The following is a 12,197-nucleotide window of genomic DNA, read 5'->3' as shown; positions in this document are numbered from 1 at the left end:
GCGGGCCCGCGCGCCGTACGGCGGGCATGATCGGCTGCGGAACACCGTCACAGAAGGAGGCACACATGCGCGCGATCCGGGTACAGGCCACCGGCGGACCCGAGGTGCTGGAACTCGCGGAAGCCGACCGGCCGGCTCCCGGCCCGGGTGAGCTGCTGGTCGAGGTCGCCGCCTCCGGCGTCAACTTCATCGACACCTACCAGCGCAGCGGGGTCTACTCGATGCCGCTGCCGTTCACGCCGGGCTCCGAGGGCGCGGGCACGGTCGCCGAAGCCGGGCCGGATGTCGCCGGGTTCACCGCCGGGGACCGGGTCGCCTGGGCGATGACTCCGGGCAGCTACGCCGAGTACGCGGTGGTGCCCGCGGCCAAGGCGGTGCGGATCCCGGAGGGGCTGGAAGACCGCACGGCCGCTGCGGCCGCGCTGCAAGGCATGACCGCGCACTACCTGATCGCTTCCACGCATCCGGTGCGGGAAGGCGAAACCGCGCTGGTGCACGCCGCGGCGGGCGGCATGGGCCTGCTGCTCACGCAGCTGATCAAGGCCCGCGGCGGCCGGGTGATCGGCACGGTCTCCACCGACGAGAAGGAACGGCTGGCCCGGGGCGCGGGCGCGGACGAGATCATCCGCTACACCGAGGCCGACGTCGCCGAAGGGGTGCGGGAACTGACCGGCGGCCGGGGCGTGGACGTGGTCTACGACGGCGTCGGCAAGGACACCTTCGACGCGAGCCTGGCGAGCCTGCGCCCGCGCGGCACGCTGGCGCTGTTCGGCGCCGCCAGCGGCCCGGTTCCGCCGGTGGACCCGCAGCGGCTCAACAGCGCGGGCTCGGTGTTCCTGACCAGGCCGTCGCTGGCGAGCTACCTGCTGGACCGCGACGAGCTGGACTGGCGGGCCGGCGAGGTGTTCGGCGCGATCGCCGACGGGCGGCTGGACATCCGGATCGGCGGCAGCTACCCGCTCGCGGATGCCCGCAAGGCGCACGAAGACCTCGAAGGCCGCCGCACCACCGGCAAGCTCCTGCTGCTGCCCTGATCGATGCGGCTCCGGCCCGGGCTCAGTCCGGGCCGGAGCCGACCCGGTTGCGCAACCGCAGCCCGAAGCCGCCGACGGCGAGCAGCACCGCGCCCACCAGCAGCACGATCAGCGGCCCGCCGAGCGCGCCGTCGGTCCAGTGGTAGACCGCCTCCGGCACGGCCAGGGTCATGCCCACGACGCCGAACACCAGCAGCACCGCCGAACGCAGCCGCAGGTACGCGGCGAAGCACGCCACCGCCAGCACGAACGTGGTGCCGTAGCTGATCGCCTGGTCGTCGCCGATCGTCCACTGCGCTCCGGACAGCGCGATGGCCGCGGCGATGCCGAGCCCGGTTTCCCGCCGGATCCGCCCGGCCCGGTCGCGGGACGGCAGGTCGAGCACTCCGCCGACGCTCAACGCGGCCCACACCAGGCCGAGCAGGATGAGCAGCACCATCTGGGGCAGCTGGCCGCCGGTCCAGCCGTCGGTGATCGACAGCGCGAGGCCGTACGCGAACGCCCCGGTGGCCAGCAGCAGCGGCAACGACGGCAGCGCGGCGGTGGCCGACGCGGCCACCGCCGTACCGGCCAGCGTCGCCACCAGCGAGACGTCCACCCCCGCCGCGTCCTCGATGCCGCTGCCCACGGTCATCGCCGCGGTCCCGGAGGCCAGCGCGAACAACACCGACACGATGCGGCTGCGCCGCGACGGCGCTTCCACCGCGAGTTCGTGCACACCGCGCGGCCCGTTCGCGATGAACAGCCCGACGGCCACCAGCAAGATCGTGGCCGCGGCGAGCAGTCCCGCCCGCACGGCGCGGGAGAGTTCCTCCCACGACATGCCCAGCAGCAGCCCGGCACCACCGAGCACCAACGCCCCGCCCGCGTAGCCGAGCACTTCCCAAAGGCCGCCGGCCCGCTGCGGACCGGTTTCGGCGGCCAGTTCGGCCTGCACCGCCTCGGACTGCTGCGCGGTGAGCGTGCCGCGCTCCACGAGACGTTCCAGTGCCCGCCGCTGCTGCGCGGGCAGTTCGCCGGTCATCGCCATTCCTCCGCAGATCGAGATCCGGCGATACCGTCTCATGCGCGGCGCTCGCGCGGCCGCACTCGCGCGGATCAGATCGAAGGCCACCCGAGCACGGGCAGCCCGAGCGCGGAATCCACCGCCAACGCCACGCAGACGATCATCAGGTACGTGTTGGACATGTGGAACAGCCGCATCGGCTTGGTTCGCTCACCCCGCTTGGTCGCGGTGTGCAGCCGGTGCGCCAGCCACAGGAACCAGGCCCCGGACAGCACCGCGAACGCGGCGTAGAGCCACCCCGCCGCCGGAGCCAGCAGCAGCGTCCAGAGCACCATCAACCAGCTGTAGGCCAGGATCTGCCGCGACACGTAGGTCGGCTCGGCGACCACCGGCAGCATCGGGATTCCGGCGCGCTCGTAGTCGGCCTTGTACTTCATCGCCAGCGCCCAGGTGTGCGGCGGCGTCCAGAAGAAGACGATCCCGAACATCACCAGCGCAGGCCAGTCCACCCGCCCGGTCACACCGGCCCAGCCGATCACCACCGGCATGCAGCCCGCGGCGCCGCCCCAGACGATGTTCTGCGCCGTGCGGCGTTTGAGCACCAGCGTGTAGATCAGGACGTAGAACAGGATGGTGGCCACCGCCAGCACCGCGGCCAGCAGGTTCGCGGTGGCCCACAGGAAGCCGAACGATCCGAGCCCGAGCGCGACGCCGAACACCAGCGCGTGCCGGTTCGACACGGTGTGCCGCACCAGCGGGCGCGCCCGGGTGCGCTGCATGACCTGGTCGATGTCCGCGTCGGCGACGCAGTTGAGCGCGTTGGCGCTGCCCGCGGCCAGCGTCCCGCCGACGAGCGTGCACAGCACCAGCCACGGCGACGGGATGCCGCGCTGCGCAAGCAGCATCGCCGGGATGGTGGTGACCAGCAGCAGCTCGATCACTCGCGGTTTGAGCAGGCCGAGGTAGGCCCGAAGCAACTCCCCCGGGTGCCTGGCGTGCCGGTTCGGCGCGGCGGTGGTGGTCACGAGGCAGCACCACCTCGCGGCAGCGCCGCGCTGCCTCCCAACAGCGTCCCCGGCGGTCCCGCACCGGATCTCCGGAAGCGACCGGCCGGGCCTGCGGCGCGACCGCGCGCGGAGGGACTGCCCGAGGCGGGACGCACCGAAGGCATGGGGCTCCTAGTCAGTCGGGGTGGCCGCGGGAACGACGGCGGCCGACCGGCTGAATAGTAGGCGCGCTACACCCCACCGCCGCCGCAGGGTCCCTGGCCCACCGCACTCGCCGACTCGACGACCCGGAGTGCCGGTATCGTGGCGTTGGGTCTTCGGCCGAGGCGGTGCACCGGGACGCCCGGCTGCTGCGGCACCCGGTGTCCGGAACGACCGGGCCTCGGAATGCCGCACCCGGCGCGCGCCGTTGCACGCGACGGGTCCGCCGGAGCACCGACCGAAACAAGACATGCCGCGCGCCGCACCCGGGAATTCCGTTGGGATCCGCAGTGCGCCGCCTGCGACAGGGCCGGTAACGGCGAGATCACCGGGCGTGATCACCGCACCGCCGCGAGGCTCTGACGTGCGGGAACCGGTCGGCGGCGGGCGGTCGGGACCGGCTCGGTCGGGGCTTGCCCGTCCGCGGGCCGAACCGGTGATCCTCTCACCCGAGTGAGGGGGCCGCATCAATTCAGACGGGCCGCCGGGTGCCCACCGGGGCACGACTAGGCTGCCCGCTGGACAAGGGATAACTGCGGTCCGAACGGGTCCGGAAGCGACGCGCCGGATCCGTGCACGGACCGCTTCGAGGGAAACTGGAGCTGCGTCCGTGTCCGTCACCGACGATCTTGCCCGCTTGACCACCAAGCGACTGCCCGCAGACTGGACCGAGCTGGACCAGCGCGCCGTGGACACGATCCGGGTGCTGGCCGCCGATGCGGTCGAGAAATGCGGCAGTGGGCACCCGGGTACCGCAATGAGCCTGGCCCCCACCGCGTACGCGCTGTTCCAGCGGGTAATGCGGCACGACCCCGCCGACCCCGACTGGGTCGGCCGCGACCGGTTCGTGCTCTCGGCCGGGCATTCGAGCCTCACGCTGTACTTGCAGTTGTTCCTGTCCGGCTACGGCCTGGAGCTGGACGACATCAAGTCGCTGCGCACGTGGGATTCCAAGACTCCCGGCCACCCGGAGTACTGGCACACCCCCGGCGTCGAGACCACGACCGGCCCGCTGGGCCAGGGCCTGGCCAACGGGGTGGGCATGGCGATCGCGGCCCGCCGCGAGCGGGGCCTGCTGGACCCCGAGGCCGCCCCCGGCGAAAGCCCGTTCGACCACCAGATCTACGTGATCGCCTCCGACGGCGACATCGAGGAAGGCGTGACCTCCGAAGCCTCCTCGCTCGCCGGCACCCAGCAACTCGGCAACCTCACGGTGATCTACGACGCCAACGAGATCTCCATCGAGGACGACACCAAGATCGCCCTGTCCGAGGACACCGCCAAGCGCTACGAAGCCTACGGCTGGCACGTGATCACCGTCGACGGCGGCGAAGACGTCTCCAGCATCCTCGACGCGCTCGACGCCGCGAAGGGCAAACCGGACCAGCCGACGCTGATCGTGCTGCGCACCGTCATCGGCTACCCCGCCCCGAACAAGATGAACTCCGGCAAGGCGCACGGCGCCGCGCTGGGCGACGACGAGGTCGCCGGGATCAAGAAGGAGCTGGGCTTCGACCCGGAGAAGTCCTTCGAGATCTCCGACGAGGTGCTCTCGCACGCCCGCCAGGTCGTCGACCGCGCCAAGACCTCCCACGCCGAGTGGCAGAAGAGCTACGACAACTGGGCCGCGGCGAACCCGGACCGGGAGGCGCTGCTCAACCGCATGCGCACCCGCGAGCTGCCCGCGGGCTGGCAGGAGAAGCTGCCCAGCTGGGAGGCCGACGGCAAGGGCATCGCCACCCGCAAGGCATCCGGCGAGATCCTCGGCGCGCTGGCCGACGTGCTGCCGGAGCTGTGGGGCGGCTCGGCGGACCTCGCCGAGAGCAACAACACCACGATGAAGGGCGTCGACTCGTTCGGCCCCGCGCACATCTCCACCGAGATGTGGCCGGCCCAGCCCTACGGCCGCACGCTGCACTTCGGCGTCCGCGAGCACGCGATGGGCTCGATCCTCAACGGCATCGCGCTGCACGGCGGCACCCGCCCCTACGGCGGCACGTTCCTGATCTTCAGCGACTACATGCGCCCGGCCGTGCGGCTGGCGGCGCTGATGCGCGCCCCGGTCGTCTACGTGTGGACGCACGACTCGATCGGCCTCGGCGAGGACGGCCCGACGCACCAGCCGATCGAGCAGCTCTCCGCGCTGCGCGCGATCCCCGGCCTGTCGGTGGTCCGCCCGGCGGACGCGAACGAGACCGCGCACGCCTGGAAGGCCGTGCTGGAGGACACCAGCGGCCCGGCCGGGCTGGCGCTGACCCGGCAGGGCGTGCCGACCCTGGAGGGCACCGACGCCGATGGCGTGGCCAAGGGCGGATACGTGCTGGCCGAGGCGGCCAACGGCGCGCCGGAGCTGGTGCTCATCGCCACCGGTTCGGAGGTGCAGCTCGCGGTCGAGGCCAGGAAGATCCTCGAGGACGAGGGCGTTGCCACTCGTGTGGTGTCCATGCCGTGCGTGGAGTGGTTCGACCGGCAGGACCGGTCCTACCGCGAGCAGGTGCTGCCGCCGTCGGTGCGCGCCCGGGTCGCGGTCGAGGCGGGCATCGCCCAGTCCTGGTACCGGTTCGTCAAGGACGCGGGTGAGATCGTCTCGATCGAGCACTTCGGCGCTTCGGCGGACTACAAGACCCTGTTCGAGAAGTTCGGGTTCACCACCGGCGCGGTCACCGACGCCGCCCGGCGGAGCCTGGACAACGCGCGCTCCCAAGCGTGAGTGGAGGTAGTGCAGTGACCGAGAACCAGAACCTCACCGCGCTCAGCGATGCGGGCGTGGCGATCTGGCTGGACGACCTGTCCCGCCAGCGGATCACGTCCGGCAACCTGACCGAGTTGATCAACGATTACGCGGTCGTGGGCGTGACCAGCAACCCGACGATCTTCGCGAAGGCGCTGTCGAACGCCGCCGACTACAACGACCAGGTCCGCGACCTGGCCGCCCGCGGCGCCGGGGTGGACGACACGGTCCGCGAGCTGACCACCAAGGACGTGCGCGACGCCGCCGACGTGTTCCGCAACGTCTACGAGGCGGGTGCGGACGGCCGGGTCTCGCTGGAGGTCGACCCGCGGCTGGCGCACGACACCGAGCGCACCGTCGCCGAGGCGCTCGAGCTGTGGAAGGCCGTGGACCGGCCGAACCTGATGGTGAAGATCCCCGCCACCGTGGAGGGCCTGCCCGCGATCACCCGCGCGCTGGCCGAAGGGGTCAGCGTGAACGTGACGCTGATCTTCTCGGTGGAGCGCTACCGGGACGTCATGGACGCCTACCTGGCCGGTCTGGAGCAGGCCAAGGCCAACGGCCACGACCTGGCCAAGATCGCCTCGGTGGCGTCGTTCTTCGTCTCCCGGGTGGACGCCGAGATCGACAAGCGGCTCGACGGCGTCGAGGGCGGCGCGGACCTGCAGGGCAAGGCCGCGATCGCGAACGCGCGGCTGGCCTACGCCGCCTACGAGGAGGTCTTCGCCTCCGACCGGTTCAAGGCGCTGGCCGCCGCCGGTGCGAAGCCGCAGCGCCCGCTGTGGGCCTCGACCGGCGTGAAGGACCCGTCCTACTCCGACACCCGCTACGTCGACCAGCTGGTGGCGCCGAACACGGTCAACACCATGCCGGAGGCCACCCTGTTCGCCACCGCCGATCACGCGCAGGTCGCCGGTGACCAGGTCAGCGGCACCAAGGACGCCTCGCAGCGGGTGTTCGACGAGCTGACCGATGCGGGCATCGACCTCGACGACGTGTTCGCGGTGCTGGAGCGCGAGGGCGTGGAGAAGTTCGAGAAGTCCTGGGAGGAACTGCTCGACACGGTGCGCGAGCAGCTCGACCAGGCCGGGAAGTAACCGGCTCGGCCGGGGTGCGCGGGTCCGCCGGGCTCGCGCACCCCGGCCGCCGGGACCGCCGCGCTCCGGCGATGTCCCGACAACCACCGCTGCCGTCGCCGAACGTCCGATCATCGAGAGCACAAGGAAGCAGATGGCAACCGAAACTTCAGTCGAGATCGCAGACGAGGGCCTGGCGGGCGAATCCCGGCCGCTGGCCGCGGACCTCACCGCCGACGCGGTTGCGAGCAAGCTGGCGGCGGGCGACGCCACGCTGTGGGGCGCGGAAGCCGAGGACGAGGCGTCCATCCGGCTGTCCTGGACGACGCTGCACGAGAGCTCCCGCCCGCTGGTCGCCGAGATCGAGGCGCTGCACGCCGAGCTGCGGTCCGAGGGCCTGGACCGGATCGTGCTGGCGGGCATGGGCGGCTCCTCGCTGGCGCCGGAGGTGATCACCGCCGCGGCCGGGGTGCCGCTGACGGTGCTGGACACGACCGATCCGGGGCAGGTCGGCGACGCGCTGTCCGGCGACCTGGACAGCACCGTGCTGGTGGTCTCGTCGAAGTCGGGCAGCACGGTCGAGACCGACAGCCACCGCCGCATCTTCGAGGCGGCGTTCACCGCGAACGGAATCGATCCCGCAACCCGCATCGTGGTGGTCACCGACCCGGGGTCACCGATGGAGTCCGCCGCGCACGAAGCGGGCTACCGGCGGGTGTTCACCGCTGATCCGCACGTGGGCGGGCGCTACTCCGCGCTGACCGCGTTCGGGCTGGTCCCTGCCGGGCTGGCGGGCGCGGACATCGCGACGCTGCTGGACGACGCGGCCGCCGCGTTCCGGTCGGTCAGCATCGATGACGCGGACAACCCGGCGACCCGGCTCGCCGCGGCCTGGGGCGCGGCGCACGGACGCGGCGCGGAGAAGGTGGTGCTGGCCGACGGCGGCTCCGGCATCCCCGGTTTCGGCGACTGGGCCGAGCAGCTGATCGCCGAGTCGACCGGCAAGGAAGGCACCGGCCTGCTGCCGGTGGTCGTGGAGAACGCCGACGCACCCGGTTTCGCCGACGCCGGGCCGGACGCCACGACCGTCGCGATCGGCGGCCAGGTCGCCGGCGCGCAGCTGGTGACCCGCGGCCCGCTGGGCGCGCAGTTCCTGCTGTGGGAGTTCGCCACCGCGCTGGTGGGCAGGCTGCTGGAGATCAACCCGTTCGACCAGCCCGACGTGGAAGCCGCGAAGCAGGCCTCCCGCGCGCTGCTGGACGGCCCGGCGGGCGGCCCGGTGACGACTCCGTCGCTGGTCGACGGCTCGATCGAGGTGTACGCCAGCGGTGAGTGGTTCAGCGCCGGAGTCGGCACCGTCTCCGAGGCGCTGCGCGCGTTCGTGAAGTCCGCGCCGAGCAGCGGCTACCTCGCGGTGCAGGCGTACCTGGACCGGCTGGACGACGCTTCGGCGGCGGTGCTGCGGCCCGAGCTGGCCCGCCGCACCGGTTCGCAGACGACTTTCGGGTGGGGTCCGCGCTTCCTGCACTCCACCGGGCAGTACCACAAGGGCGGCCACCAGAACGGCGCGTTCCTGCAGATCACCGGCGAATCCGAGGAAGACCTGGACGTCCCGGACCGGCCGTACTCGCTGGCGGTGCTGCAGCGCGCGCAGGCACTGGGCGACGGTCAGGTCCTGGCCCAGCACAGCCGCCCGGTGCTGCGGCTGCACCTGACCGACCGGGCCGCGGGCCTGGTCGAGCTGGTCAAGGCCGTGCAGGACCTGCAAGACGAGAGGGGTGGGGCGTGAGCTCCCAAGATCTCCCGCGCAACCCGCTACGGGATCCGCGCGACAAGCGGCTGCCGCGGATCGCCGGGCCGTCCGGCCTGACGATCTTCGGCGTGACCGGGGACCTGTCCCGCAAGAAGCTGATGCCCGCGATCTACGACCTGGCCAACCGCGGGCTGCTGCCGCCGGGCTTCGCGCTGACCGGGTTCGCCCGGCGGGACTGGGAAGACCAGGACTTCATGCAGGTCGTCTACGAGGCGGTCAAGGAGCACGCGCGCACGCCGTTCCACGAGAGCGTGTGGAACCGGCTGGCCGAGGGCATCCGCTTCGTACCGGGCTCGTTCGACGACCCGGCCGCGTTCGACCGGCTCGCCGAGACCGTCAAGCAGCTCGACAAGGAGCGCGGCACCGGCGGCAACCACGCCTTCTACCTGTCGGTGCCGCCCTCGGCGTTCCCGACGGTGCTGACCCAGCTGTCCCGTTCCGGGCTGACCGACCAGACCCCGGACCAGTGGCGCCGTATCGTGATCGAGAAGCCGTTCGGGCACGACCTGGAAAGCGCCCAGGAGCTCAACGGCATCGTCAACGACGTCTTCCCCGAGGAGTCGGTGTTCCGCATCGACCACTACCTCGGCAAGGAGACGGTGCAGAACATCATGGCGCTGCGGTTCGCGAACCAGATGTTCGAGCCGCTGTGGAACGCGCACTACGTGGACCACGTGCAGATCACGATGGCCGAGGACATCGGGCTCGGCGGGCGCGCGGGCTACTACGACGGCATCGGCGCGGCCCGCGACGTGATCCAGAACCACCTGCTGCAGCTGATGGCGCTGACCGCGATGGAGGAGCCGGTCAGCTTCTCGCCGCAGGACCTGCGCGCGGAGAAGCTGAAGGTGCTCTCGGCGACCAAGCCGGTCGGCCCGTTCGCCGAGACCACCGCGCGCGGCCAGTACACCGGCGGCTGGCAGGGCGGTTCGCTGGTGCCGGGCCTGCACGAGGAGGGCGGGTTCAGCTCGGACTCGACCACCGAGACGTTCGCGGCGATCACCCTCGAGGTGGAGAGCCGCCGCTGGGCTGGCGTGCCGTTCTACCTGCGCACCGGCAAGCGGCTGGGCCGCAGGGTCACCGAGATCGCGGTGGTGTTCAAGCGCGCCCCGCACCTGCCCTTCGACGACACCATGACCGAGGAGCTCGGGCAGAACGCGCTGGTGATCCGGGTGCAGCCGGACGAGGGCGTGACGATGCGCTTCGGTTCCAAGGTGCCGGGCACCTCGATGGAGGTGCGCGACGTGACGATGGACTTCGGCTACGGCCACGCGTTCACCGAGTCGTCCCCGGAGGCCTACGAGCGGCTGATCCTGGACGTGCTGCTCGGCGAGCCGTCGCTGTTCCCGGTCAACGCCGAGGTCGAGCAGTCCTGGAAGATCCTCGACCCGGTGCTGGACTACTGGGCGGCGCACGGGACGCCGGAGGACTACAAGGCGGGCACCTGGGGACCGCCGTCGGCGGACGAGATGCTCAACCGAACCGGACGTGCCTGGAGGCGACCGTGATCATCGACCTGCCTTCGACCACGACTTCGCAGGTCAACAAGAAGATGGTCGAGCTGCGCGAGACCGGTGGCGCGGTCGCGCTCGGCCGGGTGCTGACGCTGGTGATCGTCACCGGCGACGGCGCGGAGACCGAACCTGCCATCCAAGCCGCCAACGAGGCCAGCCGGGAGCACCCGGCGCGGGTGATCGTCGTCGCGCGCGGCGCCAAGGAGGCCGCTCCGCGGCTGGACGCCCAGATCCGCATCGGCGGCGACGCCGGTGCCTCCGAGGTCGTGGTGCTGCGGCTGTACGGGGAGCTGGCCGACGAGGGCGCCGGTTCGGTGGTGCCGCTGCTGCTGCCGGACGCGCCGGTGGTGGCGTGGTGGCCGCACGACGCGCCGGAGAGTCCCGGCGCGGATCCGATCGGGCAGCTGTCGCACCGCCGGATCACCGACGCCGCGGCCGAGGACGACCCGATCGCGACGCTGCAGACGCGGCTGCGTTCCTACACCGAGGGCGACACCGACCTGGCGTGGACGCGGCTGACCTCGTGGCGGGCGATGCTGACCGCGGCGCTGGACCTGCCGCCCTACGAGGCGATCACTTCCGCGGTCGTCAGCGGCGCGCCGGATTCGCCGTCGACCGATCTGCTCGCGGCTTGGCTGGGCGCCTACCTGAACGTGCCGGTGCAGCGCGAGGAGCACCCGCGCGGGCCGGGCATCGTCTCGGCCGAGCTGCGCCGCCCGTCGGGCTCGATCAAGATCCTCCGCCCGGACGGCAAGGTCGGTACGCTGACCCAGCCAGGACAGCCGGATCGCCGGATCGCGCTGCAGCGCCGCGAGGTGCGGGACTGCCTCGCCGAGGAGCTGCGCAGGCTGGACGCGGACGAGATCTACGAGGCGACCTTGGGCGGCCTGGCGGGTATCCGCCGCGGCGCGGAGCCCGGACCGGACGAGCACCCGGAGCAGCAGCACGAGCAGCCCGCGGAAGCGGTGGAAGGCAGCGCATGACCCAGCACCAGGTCGTCGTGCACGACGACGGCGATGTCCTCGCGGCCGCGGCGGCCGCCCGGCTGATCACCCGGATCGTCGATGTGCAGTCGGTGCACGGGGTCGCCTCGGTGGTGCTCACCGGCGGCCGCACGGGTATCGGGGTGCTGGAGCAGGTGCGGGTCTCGCCCGCGCGGGAGGCCGTGGACTGGGCGGCCGTCGACTTCTACTGGGGCGACGAGCGGTTCCTGCCCGACGGCGATCCGGACCGCAACGAGACCCAGGCCCGCGAGGCGCTGCTGGACCACGTCGGCGTCACGCCGGAGCGGGTGCACCCGATGGCTCCGTCGGACGGCAGGTTCGGCGCGGACGCGGACGCGGCAGCCGCGCACTACGCGGAACTGCTCGCCACCGTCGCGGAGGCGTCCGCGGACTTCCCGGCGCCGCGGTTCGACGTGCTGCTGCTCGGTGTCGGCGAGGAGGGCCACACGGCTTCGCTGTTCCCGGACACGCCTTACGTGCGCGAGTCAGAGCGGCCGGTGGTGGGCGTGCACGACTGCCCGAAACCCCCACCGACGCGGATCTCGCTGACGCTGCCCGCGATCCGCTCCGCGAACGAGGTGTGGCTGATGACCACGGGCGGGGCGAAGGCCGAGCCGGTGGCCGCCGCGCTCGGCGGCACCGATCCGGCGGCCATCCCGGCGGCCGGTGCGCAGGGCCGGGAGCGGACGCTGTGGCTGCTCGACCCGGACGCGGCCGCGCAGGTCCCGCGCGCGCACTGACAGCGCCGTGCAGCAGTGCCGCCCGCTCCCGGAGCGGGCGGCACTTTTTCGCCCGGGAAAAGTGGACTTCT

The 12,197-nt window shown here is 72.1% G+C and carries 9 protein-coding genes; 7 read left to right on the top strand and 2 right to left on the bottom strand.

All coding sequences use genetic code 11. The features are described 5' to 3' along the window. Positions 1-65: 65 nt before the first annotated feature. Positions 66-1,034 (top strand): quinone oxidoreductase, encoded by a 969-nt coding sequence (locus V1457_RS17580; RefSeq protein ID WP_338595636.1) that lies wholly within the window; start codon positions 66-68, stop codon positions 1,032-1,034. A 22-nt stretch (positions 1,035-1,056) separates the two neighbouring features. On the opposite strand, the gene V1457_RS17575 is transcribed toward V1457_RS17580, so the two are convergent. Both V1457_RS17575 and V1457_RS17570 read right to left on the bottom strand, forming a co-directional pair. Further along, positions 1,057-2,058, bottom strand: coding sequence for a DUF2157 domain-containing protein (locus V1457_RS17575; RefSeq protein WP_338595635.1), 1,002 nt, complete (start codon positions 2,056-2,058; stop codon positions 1,057-1,059). Between the two features lie 74 nt (positions 2,059-2,132). After that, positions 2,133-3,065 (bottom strand): heme o synthase, encoded by a 933-nt coding sequence (locus V1457_RS17570; RefSeq protein ID WP_200069751.1) that lies wholly within the window; start codon positions 3,063-3,065, stop codon positions 2,133-2,135. 793 nt (positions 3,066-3,858) lie between these two features. On the opposite strand from V1457_RS17570, the gene tkt reads away from it, so the two are divergent. The 6 genes from tkt (at position 3,859) to pgl (ending at position 12,126) form a co-directional block, all read left to right on the top strand. Beyond that, positions 3,859-5,958, top strand: a complete 2,100-nt coding sequence (gene tkt / locus V1457_RS17565) for a transketolase (RefSeq protein ID WP_338595634.1) — start codon at positions 3,859-3,861, stop codon at positions 5,956-5,958. A 14-nt stretch (positions 5,959-5,972) separates the two neighbouring features. After that, positions 5,973-7,076 (top strand): transaldolase, encoded by a 1,104-nt coding sequence (tal, locus tag V1457_RS17560; protein ID WP_200069753.1) that lies wholly within the window; start codon positions 5,973-5,975, stop codon positions 7,074-7,076. Positions 7,077-7,209: 133 nt separating this feature from the next. Continuing rightward, the gene (locus V1457_RS17555) at positions 7,210-8,844 is read left to right on the top strand and encodes a glucose-6-phosphate isomerase (RefSeq protein WP_338595632.1); all 1,635 of its coding nucleotides are present in this window, start codon (positions 7,210-7,212) and stop codon (positions 8,842-8,844) included. Further along, positions 8,841-10,376, top strand: a complete 1,536-nt coding sequence (zwf, locus tag V1457_RS17550) for a glucose-6-phosphate dehydrogenase (protein WP_200069755.1) — start codon at positions 8,841-8,843, stop codon at positions 10,374-10,376. Before V1457_RS17555 ends, zwf begins: the two co-directional genes overlap by 4 nt. Then, positions 10,373-11,365: a glucose-6-phosphate dehydrogenase assembly protein OpcA gene (gene opcA / locus V1457_RS17545; protein WP_200069756.1), complete on the top strand. Its 993-nt coding sequence runs from the start codon at positions 10,373-10,375 to the stop codon at positions 11,363-11,365. Before zwf ends, opcA begins: the two co-directional genes overlap by 4 nt. Beyond that, complete coding sequence (gene pgl / locus V1457_RS17540; protein ID WP_200069757.1) at positions 11,362-12,126, top strand: 6-phosphogluconolactonase; 765 nt, start codon at positions 11,362-11,364, stop codon at positions 12,124-12,126. The genes opcA and pgl overlap by 4 nt, the downstream gene beginning before the upstream one ends. Positions 12,127-12,197 lie beyond the last annotated feature (71 nt).

The sequence above is a fragment of the Saccharopolyspora sp. SCSIO 74807 genome (assembly GCF_037023755.1).
Taxonomy (GTDB): domain Bacteria; phylum Actinomycetota; class Actinomycetes; order Mycobacteriales; family Pseudonocardiaceae; genus Saccharopolyspora_C; species Saccharopolyspora_C galaxeae.
This window is presented reverse-complemented; position numbering and strand designations above follow the sequence as displayed.

Coding starts and splice junctions, on each gene's coding strand:
- V1457_RS17555 (WP_338595632.1), top strand. CDS start 7,210: ATGGCAACCGAAACTTCAGTCGAGATCGCAGACGAGGGCCTGGCGGGC.
- V1457_RS17575 (WP_338595635.1), bottom strand. CDS start 2,058: ATGACCGGCGAACTGCCCGCGCAGCAGCGGCGGGCACTGGAACGTCTC.
- pgl (WP_200069757.1), top strand. CDS start 11,362: ATGACCCAGCACCAGGTCGTCGTGCACGACGACGGCGATGTCCTCGCG.
- V1457_RS17580 (WP_338595636.1), top strand. CDS start 66: ATGCGCGCGATCCGGGTACAGGCCACCGGCGGACCCGAGGTGCTGGAA.